Source organism: Saccharicrinis carchari, assembly GCF_900182605.1.
Lineage (GTDB): Bacteria > Bacteroidota > Bacteroidia > Bacteroidales > Marinilabiliaceae > Saccharicrinis > Saccharicrinis carchari.
This window is the reverse complement of sequence record NZ_FXTB01000003.1, coordinates 199,665-217,786: the sequence shown is the minus strand read 5'-3', so window position 1 is coordinate 217,786 and position 18,122 is coordinate 199,665. Positions and strand designations below refer to the sequence as shown.

The following is an 18,122-nucleotide window of genomic DNA, read 5'->3' as shown; positions in this document are numbered from 1 at the left end:
ATAAGAAAATGTTTCGTAAATTGAAGGGGTAATATTATAGACCCCATATGGAATGGCTGAGTAAAGCACAAAGTTAAAGCCGCCAAATTTGTTATCTGAACTATTGTTTGCCATGACTACACACAACACCGATATGCTAACAACACCCAAGGCCATAGCAGAGTATGCCCGGGATAATGGGCTCATTAACCTGGCCGAAAATTATTCGGCACTGCAAGTTGATGCCAGGTTAGAGCAAAAGTTACATCACTACATACTTCTGAACGCAAATGTTGCCGCTCCTCAATTTGGCTTACCCGAACTCAGATCGGCTATTTCGAAAAAAACGGCCAGGCTATACGATCATACTTATGATCCTGATACGGAAGTTACCATCGCCACCGGGGTAAAGCAGGGTATATCTGCAACCGTAATGTCCTTACTAAAGGAAGGCGACGAAGTATTAATTTTTGAGCCGGCCCATAAAAGTTACGATGCCGCCATAAAGATGGCCGGTGCACGGCCGGTTTACGTTACCTTAAAAGCTCCCGATTTTGGTATTGAATGGGAACAAGTACATATGCAGGTCACCAACAAAACCAGGATGGTGATTATTAATTCACCACATTTCCCTACGGGCACATCCTTGTCGGAGCTCGACATGATCCGGCTTCAAAAATTACTGAACGGCACCAATATCATGGTACTGAGCGACGAGTCGTTTGAGCATGTGGTGTTCGATGGCGAAATGCATCAAAGTGTTGCCCTGTATCCTTTTTTAAGGGAACGCAGTGTTATTGTTTCCTCCTTCAACGAAACCTTACATATTCCCAATTGGCATGTGGGCTATTGCATGGCTCCGGCTCATTTGATGAAAGGGATACGGGAAGTATTCACCACCCTTGGCGAAGGGGTCAATTGTCCCTACCAAATGGCCATAGCCGATTTTATTAACGAAAACAATCATTTTAACCACCTGGCTTCCTTTTATCAGGGCAAACGCGATTTGTTTTTAAACATCCTCAATGATTCAAGGTTTAAGGCCATACCCAGTAAGGGTACTTATTTTCAGCTAATTTGTATGGAGCCACAGGGCGATAAATCGGATATAGAATTGGCACATACCCTGATGTACGAATTAAATTTGGCTACCGTGCCCATCCGTTTTTACTATCACGAAAAAAGCAAAAAGAGATATCTGAGGGTGAATTTATCACTATCGGACGAAACACTTATTGATGCCGCAACACGGCTGAAGAATTGGTAGGGTACTTTTTGATATTACTACACCGTATATTCCAATCAAGTGAATCGGTAAAAAAAGAAGTCAAACATGATTTTTTTTGCTAAAAATATCCGAGCACACCTCTATCTACAGCAAGGGACTAAATAAACGTGCCAGCGACTCCTTGGCTTTTTGCCGCAAGGGGCGTTTCTTCCATTCGCTCAGCACAAGCCTTTTGCTGTCGGCAAAATCCTGATTAAATTGTTCTTTTAATTCCAGGGCAAAGGCAGTATTATAAACAAAGGCGGTGACCTCAAAATTTTGCTCAAAACTTCTGAAGTCCATATTGGCCGAACCTACCGAAGACACCATATCGTCGGATACCATTACCTTGCTGTGCATAAAACCTTTTTGGTAGAAATAAATTTTAACATTGGCCAGCATCATCTCTTTTAAATAGGATAGTGAGGAAAGCCTGGTGAGGTAAGCGTCCGATTTTCCGGGTATGATTATACGTACATCCACACCCGCCATTGCCGCAGTTTTTAAGGCCATAGATATGCTATCGTTGGGCATAAAATAAGGCGTAGTGATATAAACATATTTTTTTGCGGTGGTGATCAGCTTAAAAAAGCCCATCATTATACCGGGCCAATCGGTATCGGGACCGCTGGACGAAATCTGCACCAACTTATCACCTATCGGTTCCCTTGCGGGATAATATTTTTTGTCGAGCAATTCTACCTGGCTCACAAAATACCAGTCGATCGAAAAAATGGTCTGGAGGGTGTTTACGGCATCGCCTTCAATTTTTAAATGTGTATCGCGCCAGATGCCATAAACCGGACTACCATGAATGTAGCGATCGGCCACGTTTACGCCGCCCAGAAAGCCTATCAGTCCGTCAACAATTACTATTTTACGATGATTGCGATAGTTGAGCTTACTGGTGAAAGAGGGAAAGCGAACGGTTAAAAACGAATAAATCTCTATTCCTTCGGCTCTTAGCTTTTTAAAATCTTTGTCTTTAAATTCCCACGAGCCCACGTCATCTACAATAACCCTTACCTCTACTCCTTCACGAACTTTTTGAACCAGCAGCTCCATCAAACTTTTGCCTATCTCATCTTTTTCGATGATGTAATATTGCAGATGGATAAATTTTTTGGCGCCACGGAGTGCTTCAAACATTACATTAAACTTGTCGCGCCCGTTATGGAGCAGCTGCACCTTATTACCCGCCGTTAGCACGGAATTACTGTTAAATAGTTGGAGCTGCATAATTCGTTCTTTCTCTGCCAGCAAATGGTTGTTTAAGCCATAAAATTGCGATAGGTCTTTGGTTTGCTCGCTGGCAACAGAAAGCAGGTAATCATGGTTTTCGAGTCCTTTGCGATTTATTATTTTTTGCTTACGCAGATTCTGGCCAAAAAAAATGTACAATGCAATACCTATCATGGGTAATAGCAGCAGCACCAGTATCCATGAAAGTGATTTTAAGGGATTTCGGTTTTCCAGAATCATAATGCTAATAATCACCAGTATCGATATGGCATAGGATACGATTACAAAGGTATAGATGATAAAAGATAGATTATCTATAAACCACATAGGCAAAATATTTAGAGCATAACTATAGTACTGTGTTGCCGATGGCCTACCTGGCCATATAGTTTCTGTAATAAAAAAGTCGTGTGTCGTCCAGTTTTTCTTCCAACATAATAGAACCACTAATTTTGGGCGCCTTAACGCCTGATACAAACATTTTATGGCCAACAAACAAATGGGCTTCGTCCCAATAATTGGCATCGATAAAACTTTGCAACACTTGCCGCCCACCCTCTACAATAAGCGATTGCAGGTTAAATTCATACAAAGCATTCAAAATCTGAGGAACTAAATCCTGTGTTAAGGAAATAGGCACATAGCGAATGTTTTTTTCGTCTGTCCGCTTTTTGGCGGTAAAAACAATGCTTGGCACTTCGCCGTTTAAAATACGAAATGATTTCGGAATTATTCCATGTCGGTCTATCAATATCCTCACCGGACTTTGGCCGGCCCATTCGCGCGTGGTGAGCGATGGATTATCCTTTAATGCTGTTTTTACGCCCACCAAAATGGCCTGCTCCTGGCTACGCCATTTATGCACCAGTTTTTTACTTATATTATTAGTAATCCATGTAGGCTGACCATAATTGTCCCTGCTTCGGTTTACATCGATAAAGCCATCGAGCGTTTGTGCCCATTTTAAAATAATATAAGGTCTTCTTTTTTCGTGAAATGTAAAAAAACGCTTGTTGAGTTCCCTGCTTTCTTTTTCCAAAAGGCCCACCGTCACATCCACCCCGGCATCTCTTAATAGGCTTATTCCCTTTCCTGCCACCTGTGAAAAACTATCGGTACAGCCAATAACTACTCTGGGTATGCCGCTCTGCTGAATAAGCAAGGCACAAGGTGGTGTTTTTCCGTAATGTGCACAAGGTTCCAGATTGACATACAAGGTAGACTCTTTAAGTAACTCTTTGTTGTGCACCGACCTAATTGCATTTACCTCTGCGTGTGCCTCCCCTGCCTTATGATGGAACCCCTCACCAATAATTTTACCCCCATGCACAATAACGGAACCTACCATGGGGTTGGGGTAGGTATTGCCTAATCCTATTTTTGCCAATTGCAGGCAACGCTGCATATATTTTTCATCCATATTAATAAATAAAATGCGTACCCATGGGTTCTTAAATATAATCATTTTTTAGGGCGTGCAGCCAACACATCTACTCCATATTAGCCCTTAGCTATACAAAAATGGTTATTTTTGCGGCACCACAAAAATTATTAATTGTAAATGATGAACTGCCGCACCGTTAAACAGCTTATCAATAGCTTTAATCAGGAACTTGAATCCTTTTATCCCAAAGAAGAGATAAGAAATTTTACCGGTATCATTTTAGCCCATTTGCTGGGTTTTTCGCGTACCGATATGTTGATAAAAACGGACTATGAGTTGGGAGAGGCCGATAGGCGCTTTTGCATGGATGCCTTACTTAAACTAAAACAGCAGGTACCCATCCAATATATTGTGGGACATACCCTGTTTTATGGCTTAACCTTTTATGTAGATAAAAATGTGTTAATACCCCGCCCCGAAACCGAAGAGCTGGTGCAATGGATTATCCAGGATACTGAATTTACCGCACCGGCAATATTAGATATTGGCACCGGCTCGGGCTGTATTCCTATTGCCTTAAAAAAACATATGCCCCAGGCAAAAGTTACCGCGTGGGATATTTCGCCAAAAGCTATTACCCTTGCCAAAAGGAATGCCAAAGCCAATAATGTGGAAATAGACTTTAATTTACAGGACGTTCTTGCTCCTAACATCGAAATCAGCAGAAAATACGATATTATTGTGAGCAACCCACCTTATGTGCGGGAGCTCGAAAAAAAAATAATGCAGGATAACGTGTTGAAACATGAACCCCACCTGGCTCTTTTTGTAAAGGACAACGACCCCTTACTATTTTACCGTGCCATAAGTAAACTTGCTACCCAAGCGCTTAATGCAAACGGTAGGCTCTATTTTGAGATAAATGAAGCCCTGGGAAAACAAACGAGCCACTTGATGCGCAACATGGGTTTTAAAGAGGTGGAGTTAGGTAATGATATTTTTGGCAAAAACAGAATGGTAAAGGGTAGTCTGTAAATCATAAATTTTAATTCTAACTATTTATAAATTCACGAAAAACAAAAAATACTGCTTTAAATCTAATCTCAGATCCCAGCCATAAACATTAAAAGGCTATTGCAGATGGCATGAACTTTCGTAGCTATTTAGCTAGCTCTTTTTCCACCATCTGCCTCAACTCCGTAAAAAAGAATTTGAATTCTTTTTCTAAGGCTGCATATTGTTCAGACATTATTTTCATACCGCATTCCGATTCTGCAGGCAAGGAGCTATGATTGGCCATAAGGGACAAGGATTTTTGAATGCCCCACATATGCTGATAGTTCTCTAAACGCCGGCTTTTAATTAAAAATGGCAAAAAGCCTTTTACCCGGTTAGGGAGCACAAAGTAATTTTTCAGTAAATAGGTGTGCACTTGGCTCACATAGGTGTGTAGAGGCACAGGCGAGTATTGCTGCCAGTTTTTGGCTAAAAAATGATCGTAAATCACATCCACAACAACAGAAGAATAGCGCTGATAGCAGGGTTTAAACCGGACCGAACTTTGCTTTACAACAGGATGGCTATCCGTGAAGGCATCTATTTTACGGTGAAGGCGTATGCCGTCCTGTATTTCAGGAGCAAAGCGTTCCACCTGCTTCCCTTTTACAAAGTCGGCTATAAAATTGCCAATCATCAGCGGTCCGGGATTGCCCGATAAATAAATATGTGCCAAAAAGTTCATAATACAAAGTTATCATTATAGCTAATTAATTCACATGCAGATGCCATTAAAAGCTTAACTTTGGCTAAGCGGGGACTAATGTGAACTTTATTCCTGTTTTTATGAATTTATTTAATCGTTAAGGCTAACTTTAATTGTTAAAATCGGTATAAGATATAAAGTAACAAGCGGATGATAAAATGTTTCGGGGAATCAGAATTTAATCCGGAATAGCAAAAATGGGCTATTCCCAATTGGATATCTTTTTCTGTTGCAGCGGTGGGTATAGATGATGCTCATATCTTAATACTAAACTAAAACACGTAAAACGAGCTCCCGAAGGGACGAGGCAAGCCATGAAAGTTTTCACACACACACTACCTGTCTCGCCAAAGCGGGAGGGGAGGTGATTTTTGGCGAGTTCCAGGGAATACTAGTAAAGGACAAATATTTATAATGAGTATATGAAAAACGTAATTATTTTGGGTGCCGCCGGGCGCGATTTCCATAACTTTAATGTGTATTTTAAAAACAACCCCGATTATAAGGTGGTGGCATTTACGGCTACGCAAATCCCCCATATCGAAAATCGTATCTATCCCATTGAGTTAACCGGCAGGCAATATCCATATGGTATACCCATCAAGGAGCAAGCAGATTTACCTTATTTGATTAAAAAACTGAACGTAGATGTGTGCGTTTTTTCGTATAGCGACATATCCTACCAGCATATGATGAGCCTGGCTTCCGTTGTTCAGGCTGCCGGAGCCGATTTTAGGATTTTAGGCCCCAACAACAGCATGCTAAAAAGCCTAAAACCCATTATTGCCGTTTGTGCTACCCGCACAGGATGCGGCAAAAGCCAAACATCGCGCAAAGTTATCGATTACCTGATGCACCAGGGTAAAAAAGTGGTGGCTATCCGCCATCCTATGCCCTACGGAAATTTAAAAAAGCAAATTGTACAGCGGTTCTCTACTTTGGCCGATCTTAGCACACACCAATGCACCATTGAAGAGATGGAGGAATACGAACCACATATCGTAAACGGTAACGTGATTTACTCCGGAATAGATTACCACGATATTTTGCGCGCAGCCGAAGATGACGATAATGGTTGTGATATAATTGTTTGGGATGGTGGAAATAACGACATGCCTTTTTACCGTCCCGACTTAATGATTACAGTGGCCGATCCGCATAGGGTGGGACATGAATTGACTTATTACCCCAGTGAGGTGAACGTGCGCATGTCGGATGTGGTAATTATTAATAAAATGGATAGTGCCAATGCCCGTGACATCCATCAACTACGCAAAAACATTATGCAAATCAACCCCAATGCAAGTATCGTGGATGCCGCATCGCCCATTGAGGTAGACAATCCGGATATTATTACAGATAAAAGCATATTGGTTGTGGAAGATGGTCCAAGCCTTACCCACGGCGAAATGAAAATAGGTGCAGGTGTTATTGCCTGCCAAAAATTTGGTGCTGCCGAGTTGGTTGATCCAAGGGAGTATGCCGTTGGTAGCATAAAAGATACCTACCTAAAATATCCGGACACAGGACAAGTATTGCCCGCCATGGGTTATAGCCGACAGCAAATAAAGGACTTAGAAGCTACCATTGCCAATACCCCGTGCGACGGAGTAGTTATTGCCACACCCATCGATTTAGGGCGGGTACTGAACATTGAAAAGCCGCATACCCGTGTGCATTACAGCCTGCAAGAAATTGGCAAACCCGATTTAGCCGATATCTTAGATAATTTTTTGACTAAGCTGTAAAGTGAAAAATAGTGAGCTGGCTCTAATCTTATATTATTCCAGTTGAGTTGTGAATAGCTGTGTTTTCAAGTGGTTTGTTACGCCGGATTATAGCAAAGTACGGCTTATCGCCTTTTTTTCCGTTGCCTGCCAGCCTTTGATTTATAAGGATCGGTAAAACAAGGTAAAGCCCTGATGCCATTGTCATCGCTTATTTTTTTCTTTTTTTCGCGTCCACACCCAAACAACAGGCTCACACCAAATCGTAAATTAACGCTTTGGGCAGATCCCAAATCAAAAAAAGCAGGTACATTGTCGCTGATGGCATGAAGATGGAGTATGCCAAATTTTGCTCCTATTCCGGCGCCCAGATTATTCAATTCACCATTTTGCAGGGTGTAGGATACGCTACCATAAATATTCCGGGTAAGTACTGCATTGCCCGAAAAAGTTAAGGAGGGATGAATACGGTTGCGGTACACTTCGGAATGAAAAACAGCACCTACATTTAACCATTCGTTTGCTCTGCGCGACAAGCCCAGATACAAAGCAGGCACTAATGGCGAGAGGTAGCTCTGGTTTTCAATTTGGGGCATAAACACATTTTTAAGTGAATCTGTTACATCGCCCAGGTTGCTTAAACCATCTTCAATGGCTTGTGCAGTAATATCCATGGAGCCATTTACACTTAAACGATAGGCATCGTTTTTCCAATTGATAAAACCTATGTCGAGCAAGCTTCCGGATAAAGTGGTTTTTTCGTTTAGCTGATAAATAAAGCCAAAGTCGGTACCTATGCCCATATTTTTTGTGTTCATTAAATAATTACGTGCGGTAATATTCTCTTGCCAGTCCATCCGATCCAATGTTCCATCGGGTGCAATAAGCACATCTACCGGAAGCGACGTGTAAGCATTGCCCGAACCACTTACAAAGGTATTAAAGGTAATGGGGTCGGTATACAGACTCATGTCAATGGACTTGGTATAAATATTTGCCTTGCCAAACAAAAGTTTAACTCTGAATCCAATGCGCACTCTTTCGTCTATCTGCCTGGCCATCCCCAATGCATACTCGCGGTAGTGCATTGCATTGGGTCGTGTGCCATTCATTTTAATGTTCCGACCTTCGAACTGGCTATTGCCACCATGCACCAGTAAAGCGGCGTTTTTATTTAAAATAGTATGCGAATGCACCTTTTCGTTAAGGCCAAAAGTGAAATAATTACGACCGGTTTTATAGCCTACCGATAAAAGCGAAAGGTGCGTTTGTGTGGCCACCATTTCATTGTTACCAAATTTGTTTAAAGCACCGTTTAATTCGTAACGTAAGGAATCTCCATTGGCGGGCACTAATAAATCGTTGTGTGAAAATGCGGTTGAATACCCATTTACGTGAGTAGATCCCACGCCTGGAATCCCAATAAACAACTTACAGTCAATAGCTACTGCCGGATTTACAATATTTGCCTGCGGGAGGTCGTGCATCAAAAACAAGGTATTGTTTTGTTGCCCTTTTAAGTGCGATGAGAACCAAATGGTTAGAAGGAGTAGAAATATCTTTCTCATCGGGTCGTTTAAATTTCGTCAATAGGTACATTTACCGCTGAGCGTAAGCCAATGGTAACATCAATACTTCCCTCATTCAGCTTATCCAATACCTCGGGTCTGTATTCCAAATCCTTTATCAGTACTCTTAGCAATATGCTTGTGGTTTGCTCCAGGGCAGGTATATCTTCTTTAGAGAATGTTTTATCGTAAAGCAGTTTTTCTGCTTGAGTAACAAAACCATCCGCGCTGATAGCAGGTTTTGGTATGGAGTCAGTTAGGATACTTTCAATTATGCTGCCCTCCTGGTTCATAAAGTAAGCATATACTTTAATACGGGCCGGAAAATTATTTTTAATCTCCAAGCGTAACATCATGCTGTCCACATATTCGCTTGTTGTGTATATTTCGGGGAATATAAATTCAACACTTTCACTAAAAACGGGTGTACTCATCGTATCCAGAATAGGAGTTGAGCCATTATAATTTTCAGCGTTAAATGTAATCGATTTTAAGGGCAAAGATAAGGTAGGCTTCCACTGGTAATGATGCGATATTTTACTGATATCCTCTTTTAAACAAGCCGCTGTAACCAGCATAATGCAAATGGCTCCTATGAGTTGTATATGTTTATTAATCATTTGTTTGTAGTTAGATGCTAATGTAACAGGTAATTATTACAAGCAAGGAAAAACGATGCATACCTTTCCGTTACTATTCCGGAATTTAATTCACAGTAACGGAAGTTTACTATGTACACAACAAACAAAATGATAAAAAAGTATATCAAATCAACGAAAAAATCATTTAAAATATTCCAATTCGATATATTGAATTAATGAGTGAATTATTTGAATATGCAGTTCCTGAATACGATCAGAATACTCGTAGTGTGGGATTCTTATCTCTACATCGCAATGGTCCTTTAATTTGCCTCCGCTTTTGCCGGTCAATGCAATCACCTTGATTCCGTTGCCCTGTGCTTCCTGCGCTGCTTTTAACACGTTGGCAGAGTTACCACTTGTGCTTATGGCCAATAAAACATCGCCGGGTTTGCCTACAGCCTGAACGTATCTCGAAAAAATATAATCAAATCCATAATCGTTACCCACACAGGTGATGTGGGTCGGGTCGGAGATAGCAATAGCTGCCAGACCTTTTCTATCGTCGCGGAAACGACCGCTTAGCTCTTCGGCAAAGTGCATGGCATCACTCATGGATCCCCCATTTCCGCATGAAATAATTTTACCCCCATTTTTTAAACAATCCACCATCAGCTTACCACCCGCCTCCATCTGAATCCAATTGTTTTGGTCGTCGATAAAGGCCGCTAACAAACGTTGTGCATCGTTAAAATTCTGCTTTATGCTGTTTATACTCATTATTGTTGCTATTTTTGACAAATATACAAAGTGATTTTGTTCTTATATCATATATTTCTAACCAATCGTTTTATCCATCTAATTGAATTATGCGCGAAAAATTATTTGTGATTATATTTGGGGCAGACACAAAGCCGGGTAAAGCCTTTGATTTGATTTTGATTGTTTTAATTATTTTCAGTATTACCATCGTTATGCTGGAAAGTCTTCCTGATAAATCAGATGTTTTTTATTATCGTTTAAACGTGCTGGAGTGGGTGGTTACATCCATATTTCTTGTTGAGTATATAGTTCGCATTTGGATTGTACGTAAGCCATGGCGCTATATTTTCAGTGCACTCGGCATCATCGACCTGTTGGCTATTATCCCTTCTTTTTTAGGTCTTGCTTTTTCCGGAACACACATGTTGGTGGTATTGCGCGCGCTCCGATTGCTCCGCATATTCAGGATATTAAAGCTTACCCGCTACATGGATGAAGGATCGCAGCTTTGGAGGGCACTTGTGGCCAGTAGAAAAAAAATTGGAGTTTTTATTTTTACCGTTGTGGTACTGATTATTATAATGGGCACGATGATGTACATTATAGAATCCAATCAGGAAAGTGGCTTTACCAGCATCCCCATAAGTATATACTGGTCGGTAGTAACCTTAACCACGGTAGGTTATGGCGACATTGCCCCGGTAACCGCCCTGGGTCAAACCCTGGCCAGCATTGTAATGATAATGGGTTATGCTATAATAGCGGTGCCCACCGGCATTGTTACCGTGGAACTTGGTCGAAAGCCCTGCGCTGAAATAATCCATCCGGCGTGCTCCTTTTGTGGAAAAAAAGGGCATGATAAGGATGCTGTGTTTTGTAAATATTGTGGGAAGAAATTGGGTTAGCTTAGCGATTTACTCCGTTTTTCAGAGGCTTTGCAATAAGCAACAAACCCACAAAAGTGAGTGCCCCGTTTAACATCAACTTCTCGAAACCCAGCTCAAAACCAAACCAGTTTAAAGCGTTAAAATCTAATATGCCGGTTACCACAGGGGCTATTAAAGCTATTACCGGTACAAGACTATCGCGCAGCTTAATTTTTAAGAAAAGTCCAAATGCATACAAACCCAGGAGGGGGCCATAGGTGTATCCTGCCAGAGTAAATATGGTACTGATAATGCTGTCGGCTTTAAATACCCTGAACAGGATAATAACCACCATCAGCAAAATTGAAAACGTAAGGTGTACGATTATGCGTGTTTTCCGGGATAAGGTGCGTCCTTTGCGCGAAGTACCTAATATGTCTACGGCAAAAGAGGTAGTAAGCGAGGTGAGTGCTGAATCGGCGCTGCTGTAGGCCGCTGCCACCAAACCTATGATAAAAAAAACACCTACTACTGCAGGCAGGGCTCCACTATTAACTATCATGGGAAACAAGTCGTCGGAACGCTCGGGCAAGGCCATACCTTGTTGACTGGCAAAAGTATACAACAACACCCCCAAGGATAAAAACAAAACATTAGTAGGCACGAAGGCAAAACCATACCATTTCATATTTTTTTGGGCCTCTTTCAGGTTTTTACACGATAGGTTTTTTTGCATCATATCCTGATCTAAACCCGTCATTACTATGGTAATAAAGGCGCCGCTAAAAAACTGCTTTACAAAGTGTTGTTTCGAGCTCCAATCGTTAAAAACAAATACCTTTGAAAGTTCACTTTTACCTATTAGGTCAATCACACCTACTGCCGACAAATCCATTGATTTGGCAATGTACACCATGGTAATTATAACCGAGGTGAGCATAAATACGGTCTGCAAAGTATCTGTCCAGATAATGGTTTTTATACCTCCTCTGAAAGTGTAGAGCCAAATAAGTGCGATGGTGATAAATACCGTAATGGCAAAGGGAATACCCAGTGCATTAAATAAGCTAATCTGCAACACATTGGCCATAAGATATAGGCGGGCCGATGCCCCAATGGTACGCGAAATCAGGAATAGCCAGGCTCCGGTTTTATAGCTGTTGTTGCCAAAGCGACCTTGCAAATACGAGTATATAGAAGTGAGGTTTAAACGATAGTAGACCGGAAGCAGCACGTGGGCAATGGTGAGATAGCCCAAAAAGTATCCTGCCACCATTTGCAGGTAACTAAACTGCGTGGCATTAACCCACCCCGGTACCGATATAAATGTTACCCCCGACAGACTGGCACCTATCATCCCAATTGAAACGATGTACCAGGGCGACTGCCTGCCTCCCACAAAAAAATCTTCGTTATCGGATTTACGTCCGGTTACATACGAAATAACCATTAAGATAATAAAATACAGGGCTACCAGCAGTCCGGTGAATAATGGGGTCATAAAATATGGAGTTACAAAATAAGAAACTTTTAAGTGTTAGGACAAAGATAAAAAAAAGGACATAGCTTGTAACGAGTTATGCTCTGCCTCCACAAACCTTCGGTCTAAATTATAACAATGCACCGAAAGCACATTTTTACAATCCGATAAAAAAACACCACAGCCTATCTCTGCAATTTTTATTTCATAGCTATCATTTTAACGCATCTTAAGTATGGCTTAAAGTGCAGAAGTGAACAATATTAATGATAATATCTTTTTTTCGCACTGCTTTTTTGCTGATTGTATCGAAAAATGGGTATTATCCTAAGCCTGAATAATTATCCAAAAATTACGGGCCTTTATAAAGATTGAAAAATACAATCCCGAGAGCAAAAAGTAGGCACACATCACTTACTTTTGTTGCGTTGATAGTACTACTTTTGATGATGATTATTAAAGCAATGAAAATAATGCCAGGTAGCACCTTTAACCATGGCTATACACGCTGCCCCTTACTAAGTAATAAATACCCCTAAAATTAACGCAACATTTTATTTAAGATTCCATGACTACGATATATGTATTTTGCTACGGCTCCAACCTGCTTTTGAGCCGTATAAAAGCCCGATGCCCCAGTGTTCACCTTATGGGTGTGGGTTATATTAACGGACATGCATTAAAATTCCATATGCAAAGCACCGACGGCTCGGGCAAAGCCGATGCTTACCAAACGGACCATACCGAAGATGTAGTTTGGGGAACCCTTATCGGTATAAGCAAAGCAGATAAAATAATTTTGGACGGCCATGAGGAGTTGGGCTCCGCCTACAACGAAAAACAAGTTACCGTTTGGCTTAGGGAAGGATTACAAACCACGGCATGGGTGTATGTGGCTAGTAAAAACAGGATAAAAGCCCATCTGAAACCTTATTGCTGGTACCATCGTTACGTGCTCAAGGGCGCCAAAGAAAACAACCTGCCTACTGAATACCTAAAAGCCATTGAGGCTGTTGGCTGTGATGTTGATAGGGATGAGCAGAGAAGGGAAAAAAATCTAATCTGAACGATTCATCTATTTATCAAGTGGGTGATTTTTACACCAGACCCGATTAGGTTTATTTTGGTGAAATACGTAAATTGTTGTTCAGGTTCCGGTTGTAGTACTATGTGATAGGGAGTTTGTTATTTTGCTTATTTTATTAACCCACTAAATACTTCTATCATGAGAAAAGCATTTAGAATAGCGGCCGGCATTTTTTACAGCCTCTGCCCACTTTTGCTTGCCCTTATTATTGGATTGCTGGTTTATAACGAACTGCCCAATTTTTGGGGAATATCTGTTTTTATTGTATTGGTAGCCTTGGCTATTGGCAGCGGAATTGCCATTTTTAAAAAAGTTAAATCAAAAGGCTTCATCAATTATTCTACGGTTGTCCATGCCTCTCCCGATCTGGATGATCTCAAACCTTTGTGAGAGATGTAGCCTTTGGGATGAAAATATTCAAAAAAGGCCGCCCATAACTGGACGGCCTTTATTATTGCATTGTATTATCTACTATACGTTCTTGTTAACAAAGCGATAATGAGGGCCAAAACGCTCAAAGGCTGCTTTGTCCAGCTCTTCCTGGTGATCAGGGTGGGCAACAGATATAATCTGCTTTGCTCTTTCTTGCATTGTTTTTCCGTAAAGGTTAACGGCGCCAAACTCTGTAACAAACCAATGCATGTTGGCACGAGTAGTTACAACACCTGAACCGGGCAATAAGGTGGGCGATATTTTTGATAGACCCTTTGCGGTTACCGAAGGCATGGCAATAATGGGCAGACCACCCTTTGAATAACCGGCTCCACGTATAAAGTCAATCTGTCCACCTACTCCGGAGTAATGTGTGGTTCCAATAGAATCGGCGCAAACTTGCCCGGTAATATCGATAGCCAATGCAGAGTTTATGGCAGTTACTTTATCATTCTGTCGGATAATATTCACACTGTTGGTATGCTTAACGTCCATCATGGCCACCATAGGGTTGTCGTCGATAAAATCATAAAGCTTCTTGGAGCCCATTAAAAAGGAAGCCACCATCTTACCTTGATCTATCTGCTTGCGTTTTCCGGTTACAACACCTGATTCTACCAAGGGTAATATACCGTCGGCAAACATTTCTGTGTGCACACCCAAGTCCTTATGGTTACCCAACTGAGCCAAAACAGCATTGGGTATACCACCAATTCCCATCTGCAAACACGCGCCATCCTCAATAAGTTCGGCTACATTTTTACCAATGGCGATATCTGTTTCGGTAAGTTCGCCCATTTCGTGGACATAAAGTGGACTATCGTCCTCAACAAAATAATCAATTTCGTTCATGTGAAAAATAGCATCGCCCCATGCACGTGGCACATTAGAGTTAACCAGGGCAATAACTACATCAGCACATTCAATGGCCGCTTTGGTGGCGTCAACTGAAGTTCCCAAGGACACAAAACCATGCTTATCGGGTTTAGATACCATTACCAAAGCTACATTGACTTTTAAATAGCCTTCGCGAATCAGTTTCTGTGTCTCGCTCAAAAAAGCAGGAATATAATCGGCATATCCGGCTTGCGTTTGCTTGCGCAAATTGCCACCAACAAAAAACTGCTCCGAAACAAATATGCCTTCAAACTCAGGGTCGGCAAAATCTACTTTGTTCTCGATGTGGATATGTTGAATTTTCACATCGTAAAACTCTTTGTTTCGACCGCGGTTTACCATGGCCTTAATTAATTTGTGCGGTGTTACGGCTACACTACTGAGGTGTACCCTATCGCCCGACTTAATTACTTTTACAGCTTCTTCGGCACTTACACTTTTATACTGCATGTTATTTTATTTAGAGATATTTTTCTTTAATTAAAATTTAAGCGCAAAAGTATAACTTTTTAATGATATTGTTAGACTTCACTTTCCTATTGTACAACATATACAGATCACTTATTAAAATATTTCAACCACAGCTTAAGCTTTGAATATTATTTAATTAGGAGAAGAAATTTATTTTTAACTTACTCTCTTGAGAAATCTATAAAACATATCACCCTAATGGCTGTTGTTCGTATAGTGCCGGTGGGCAAAAAATATCGTATTATATAAGGAAAAAGATTAGCTATGAATAACAATAAGATAAAGGTTGAGATATGGACAGATGTTATGTGTCCCTTCTGTTACATTGGCAAAAAGAAGTTTGAAGCGGGTCTGGAACAATTTGCCCATAAGGATAAAGTACAGGTTGTATGGAAGAGCTTTCAGCTCAATCCCAATCTACAAACCGATGAAACATTAAGCCTGAACGCGTATATGGCCAAACGTAAAGGGGTAAGCATAGAGGAAGCTGCAGAAATGAATACGGGTGCCGTAAAAAAGGCAACCACGGTAGGATTGCATTATAACATGGATAAAGTAATTCCGGCCAACACCTTAAAGGCCCATCAATTCGCCCATTTTGCTAAAAAGCACAGTCTGCAGAGCGAGGCAGAGGAACTCCTCTTCCGCTCCTATTTTATTGATGGTAAAAATATAGATAACACTTCCACTCTTTTACAACTGGTTACCGAACTGGGCTTAAGTACTGATGAGTTCAAGACCGCGTTAGATAAGCAAAGCTATTTGGCTGATGTAAAGGCAGACATACAGGAAGCAAAAGAATTAGACATCAGGATGATTCCACATTTTCTGGTTAACCGTAAGTATGTTGTATCGGGCAGCTATGACAGCCAAACCTTTACCGACATACTAACCAAGGCTTATAACGAAGATCAACAAGCCACTAGTCCGTCTAACTTCGAAGTTACTAATGGCGAAAGTTGCTCCATGGATGGTAACTGTGACTAAAAAATAGTAAACCAAACTGCAAAGCAGTTAAAGGGTTCGTTTTTACCGTAGCTTTTGTAAAACAGCGCAATCATAGGATTAGATAAGCATATGTATAGCCACAACAAAATGGCTATATGATGCTTTTTAAAAATAAAACCCCATTATATAATATCTTTTTCATTGTCGGGTAAAGGGATAATGGACTGTAAAAGCATATCGTTAAAACATAGAAAATAAGAATAAAGCTCAGCACCTCGTTTTTTTTCGGGATTAAGCCATACGGTGCTGAACTTTAATGTTTGAAAAAAATATACGTGAATTAAAAATCGACAGCCGGCCCGCTATATTCTTACGGGATGAAAAACGCCGTTGTTACCGAAAACAAAAATGACTTAGGAAATAACCTTCGGCGTAGTTAATAATTTAGCATAACATGGTGCCTTGTTATTTCTGTGCGCAGCGTACGCACTTTCTACTTTCGGGCATAAGCACCAATCGCCCGGGGGGTATGGGTGCTTTACAATCAATGCACAAACCAAAATCAGCGTCGTTGAGGTGATCCAGTGCATAATGCAGTTTTTTAAGCTTTGCTTCGCTTTGCCTAAGCGCAGCTTCGTTTACGCTTTTATTGTTAATCGCATCCATCCGGCTTACCCTGCCAATGGCATCGTCGGGAGCAATGGCTCCGGTCAGCTCTTTTAAGCTGTACATCTTTCGCTCCACAATGCTTAGCTGTTTTTCGATGAGTTGTTTTATTTCCTCCTTGTCTATTTTCATTTGAATGAATCTGGTTTTGTTATTTTTGTATCCGGATTACAAAATACGTAAACAATATGGTAAATAAGGAATCGGTCCGTATAAATAAATACCTTAGCGAAGTGGGCTATTGTTCGCGCAGGGAAGCTGACAAACTGATTGAGGCGGGGTTAGTAACCATAAACGGAAAGGTGCCCGAGATGGGAACCAAAATCGCGTATGGTGATACGGTGCGTGTAAAAGGCCAACTCATTTCAGAGCCCAGGGAAAAGCACGTTTATCTGGCCTTCAACAAACCAGTGGGTATTGTTTGTACCACTGATACACGTCGAGAAAAAAATAACATTATTGATTACATCAATTATCCCAAGCGCATTTTCCCCATTGGCCGATTGGACAAACCGAGCGAAGGTTTGATCTTTTTAACCAGCGATGGCGATATTGTCAATAAAATATTACGTGCACGCAACAATCACGAAAAAGAGTATATCGTGCGGGTTAACAAACCCATAAGCGACGATTTTATACATAAAATGGGCAATGGCCTCCCTATCCTGGGCACCATTACCCACAAATGCCTGGTAGAAGGTATAAGTCAGTTTGAGTTTAGGATCATCCTCACCCAAGGCCTCAACCGCCAGATTAGGCGAATGAGCGAATATCTGGGTTACAGGGTAAAGAAACTTAAACGTGTGCGCATTATGAATATTCAACTGGATGTACCCATCGGAAAATGGCGCTACCTAAGCCAAAAAGAAATGAACGAGATAAATCGTTTGGTGTCAGATTCTGGTAAAACACATCAGTAAAAACGCTGCGATTGGTGTAGCCGATTTTACTATCGGCCTACTGATTACTGTTAATTGAATGGCGGGCTGCTGCTCGTTAAATC

17 protein-coding genes are annotated in these 18,122 nt (G+C 41.1%); 8 read left to right on the top strand and 9 right to left on the bottom strand.

Annotated features, from left to right (window positions below; all coding sequences use genetic code 11):
• The first annotated feature begins 112 nt into the window (after positions 1–112).
• On the top strand, positions 113–1,246 hold the full coding sequence (locus FN809_RS07625; RefSeq protein ID WP_142532907.1) for an aminotransferase class I/II-fold pyridoxal phosphate-dependent enzyme: 1,134 nt from the start codon (positions 113–115) through the stop codon (positions 1,244–1,246).
• Between the two features lie 105 nt (positions 1,247–1,351).
• On the opposite strand, the gene cls is transcribed toward FN809_RS07625, so the two are convergent.
• The gene (gene cls, locus FN809_RS07620; protein ID WP_142532906.1) at positions 1,352–2,815 is read right to left on the bottom strand and encodes a cardiolipin synthase; all 1,464 of its coding nucleotides are present in this window, start codon (positions 2,813–2,815) and stop codon (positions 1,352–1,354) included.
• A 46-nt stretch (positions 2,816–2,861) separates the two neighbouring features.
• Complete coding sequence (gene ribD, locus FN809_RS07615) at positions 2,862–3,953, bottom strand: bifunctional diaminohydroxyphosphoribosylaminopyrimidine deaminase/5-amino-6-(5-phosphoribosylamino)uracil reductase RibD (RefSeq protein ID WP_246095525.1); 1,092 nt, start codon at positions 3,951–3,953, stop codon at positions 2,862–2,864.
• Positions 3,954–4,049: 96 nt separating this feature from the next.
• On the opposite strand from ribD, the gene prmC reads away from it, so the two are divergent.
• Positions 4,050–4,907 carry a peptide chain release factor N(5)-glutamine methyltransferase gene (prmC, locus tag FN809_RS07610; protein WP_246095523.1) on the top strand — a complete coding sequence of 286 codons (858 nt, stop codon included), beginning with the start codon at positions 4,050–4,052 and terminating at the stop codon, positions 4,905–4,907.
• Positions 4,908–5,031: 124 nt separating this feature from the next.
• Here prmC and FN809_RS07605 read toward each other — a convergent pair whose 3' ends face one another.
• Positions 5,032–5,613 (bottom strand): acyl carrier protein phosphodiesterase, encoded by a 582-nt coding sequence (locus FN809_RS07605; RefSeq protein ID WP_142532905.1) that lies wholly within the window; start codon positions 5,611–5,613, stop codon positions 5,032–5,034.
• A 443-nt stretch (positions 5,614–6,056) separates the two neighbouring features.
• On the opposite strand from FN809_RS07605, the gene FN809_RS07600 reads away from it, so the two are divergent.
• Positions 6,057–7,382, top strand: a complete 1,326-nt coding sequence (locus FN809_RS07600; protein WP_142532904.1) for a cyclic 2,3-diphosphoglycerate synthase — start codon at positions 6,057–6,059, stop codon at positions 7,380–7,382.
• Positions 7,383–7,486: 104 nt separating this feature from the next.
• On the opposite strand, the gene FN809_RS07595 is transcribed toward FN809_RS07600, so the two are convergent.
• The 3 genes from FN809_RS07595 to lpcA form a co-directional block, all read right to left on the bottom strand.
• The gene (locus FN809_RS07595) at positions 7,487–8,929 is read right to left on the bottom strand and encodes a DUF5723 family protein (protein WP_142532903.1); all 1,443 of its coding nucleotides are present in this window, start codon (positions 8,927–8,929) and stop codon (positions 7,487–7,489) included.
• A gap of 8 nt (positions 8,930–8,937) precedes the next feature.
• Positions 8,938–9,549 (bottom strand): hypothetical protein, encoded by a 612-nt coding sequence (locus FN809_RS07590; RefSeq protein ID WP_142532902.1) that lies wholly within the window; start codon positions 9,547–9,549, stop codon positions 8,938–8,940.
• 162 nt (positions 9,550–9,711) lie between these two features.
• The gene (lpcA, locus tag FN809_RS07585) at positions 9,712–10,290 is read right to left on the bottom strand and encodes a D-sedoheptulose 7-phosphate isomerase (RefSeq protein ID WP_142532901.1); all 579 of its coding nucleotides are present in this window, start codon (positions 10,288–10,290) and stop codon (positions 9,712–9,714) included.
• Positions 10,291–10,379: 89 nt separating this feature from the next.
• Between lpcA and FN809_RS07580 the strand changes: the two genes are divergently transcribed.
• Positions 10,380–11,177, top strand: coding sequence for an ion transporter (locus FN809_RS07580; protein WP_142532900.1), 798 nt, complete (start codon positions 10,380–10,382; stop codon positions 11,175–11,177).
• Position 11,178: 1 nt separating this feature from the next.
• Here FN809_RS07580 and FN809_RS07575 read toward each other — a convergent pair whose 3' ends face one another.
• Positions 11,179–12,639 carry a sodium:solute symporter gene (locus FN809_RS07575; protein WP_142532899.1) on the bottom strand — a complete coding sequence of 487 codons (1,461 nt, stop codon included), beginning with the start codon at positions 12,637–12,639 and terminating at the stop codon, positions 11,179–11,181.
• A gap of 547 nt (positions 12,640–13,186) precedes the next feature.
• Here FN809_RS07575 and FN809_RS07570 point away from each other — a divergent pair.
• The gene (locus FN809_RS07570; protein WP_142532898.1) at positions 13,187–13,684 is read left to right on the top strand and encodes a gamma-glutamylcyclotransferase family protein; all 498 of its coding nucleotides are present in this window, start codon (positions 13,187–13,189) and stop codon (positions 13,682–13,684) included.
• 159 nt (positions 13,685–13,843) lie between these two features.
• Entirely contained in the window at positions 13,844–14,095 is a 252-nt protein-coding gene (locus FN809_RS07565) for a hypothetical protein (RefSeq protein ID WP_142532897.1), read from the top strand.
• A gap of 81 nt (positions 14,096–14,176) precedes the next feature.
• Here the strand turns inward: FN809_RS07565 and FN809_RS07560 are convergent, their stop codons facing one another.
• On the bottom strand, positions 14,177–15,484 hold the full coding sequence (locus FN809_RS07560) for an acetyl-CoA hydrolase/transferase family protein (RefSeq protein WP_142532896.1): 1,308 nt from the start codon (positions 15,482–15,484) through the stop codon (positions 14,177–14,179).
• Positions 15,485–15,769: 285 nt separating this feature from the next.
• Here FN809_RS07560 and FN809_RS07555 point away from each other — a divergent pair, with 285 nt between their 5' ends.
• The gene (locus tag FN809_RS07555; RefSeq protein WP_221929383.1) at positions 15,770–16,492 is read left to right on the top strand and encodes a DsbA family oxidoreductase; all 723 of its coding nucleotides are present in this window, start codon (positions 15,770–15,772) and stop codon (positions 16,490–16,492) included.
• A gap of 426 nt (positions 16,493–16,918) precedes the next feature.
• On the opposite strand, the gene FN809_RS07550 is transcribed toward FN809_RS07555, so the two are convergent.
• Positions 16,919–17,251, bottom strand: a complete 333-nt coding sequence (locus FN809_RS07550) for a TraR/DksA family transcriptional regulator (RefSeq protein ID WP_142532895.1) — start codon at positions 17,249–17,251, stop codon at positions 16,919–16,921.
• Between the two features lie 56 nt (positions 17,252–17,307).
• Between FN809_RS07550 and rluF the strand changes: the two genes are divergently transcribed.
• Positions 17,308–18,039 (top strand): 23S rRNA pseudouridine(2604) synthase RluF, encoded by a 732-nt coding sequence (gene rluF, locus FN809_RS07545; protein ID WP_142532894.1) that lies wholly within the window; start codon positions 17,308–17,310, stop codon positions 18,037–18,039.
• The last annotated feature ends 83 nt before the right edge of the window (positions 18,040–18,122 follow it).

Excerpts from the sequence above, each read along its gene's own strand:
- FN809_RS07570 (WP_142532898.1), top strand. The coding sequence starts at position 13,187 with ATGACTACGATATATGTATTTTGCTACGGCTCCAACCTGCTTTTGAGC.
- FN809_RS07555 (WP_221929383.1), top strand. The coding sequence starts at position 15,770 with ATGAATAACAATAAGATAAAGGTTGAGATATGGACAGATGTTATGTGT.
- FN809_RS07595 (WP_142532903.1), bottom strand. The coding sequence starts at position 8,929 with ATGAGAAAGATATTTCTACTCCTTCTAACCATTTGGTTCTCATCGCAC.
- FN809_RS07580 (WP_142532900.1), top strand. The coding sequence starts at position 10,380 with ATGCGCGAAAAATTATTTGTGATTATATTTGGGGCAGACACAAAGCCG.
- FN809_RS07565 (WP_142532897.1), top strand. The coding sequence starts at position 13,844 with ATGAGAAAAGCATTTAGAATAGCGGCCGGCATTTTTTACAGCCTCTGC.
- cls (WP_142532906.1), bottom strand. The coding sequence starts at position 2,815 with ATGTGGTTTATAGATAATCTATCTTTTATCATCTATACCTTTGTAATC.
- prmC (WP_246095523.1), top strand. The coding sequence starts at position 4,050 with ATGATGAACTGCCGCACCGTTAAACAGCTTATCAATAGCTTTAATCAG.
- ribD (WP_246095525.1), bottom strand. The coding sequence starts at position 3,953 with ATGATTATATTTAAGAACCCATGGGTACGCATTTTATTTATTAATATG.
- FN809_RS07560 (WP_142532896.1), bottom strand. The coding sequence starts at position 15,484 with ATGCAGTATAAAAGTGTAAGTGCCGAAGAAGCTGTAAAAGTAATTAAG.
- lpcA (WP_142532901.1), bottom strand. The coding sequence starts at position 10,290 with ATGAGTATAAACAGCATAAAGCAGAATTTTAACGATGCACAACGTTTG.
- FN809_RS07600 (WP_142532904.1), top strand. The coding sequence starts at position 6,057 with ATGAAAAACGTAATTATTTTGGGTGCCGCCGGGCGCGATTTCCATAAC.
- FN809_RS07625 (WP_142532907.1), top strand. The coding sequence starts at position 113 with ATGACTACACACAACACCGATATGCTAACAACACCCAAGGCCATAGCA.
- FN809_RS07550 (WP_142532895.1), bottom strand. The coding sequence starts at position 17,251 with ATGAAAATAGACAAGGAGGAAATAAAACAACTCATCGAAAAACAGCTA.
- FN809_RS07605 (WP_142532905.1), bottom strand. The coding sequence starts at position 5,613 with ATGAACTTTTTGGCACATATTTATTTATCGGGCAATCCCGGACCGCTG.
- FN809_RS07590 (WP_142532902.1), bottom strand. The coding sequence starts at position 9,549 with ATGATTAATAAACATATACAACTCATAGGAGCCATTTGCATTATGCTG.
- FN809_RS07575 (WP_142532899.1), bottom strand. The coding sequence starts at position 12,639 with ATGACCCCATTATTCACCGGACTGCTGGTAGCCCTGTATTTTATTATC.
- rluF (WP_142532894.1), top strand. The coding sequence starts at position 17,308 with ATGGTAAATAAGGAATCGGTCCGTATAAATAAATACCTTAGCGAAGTG.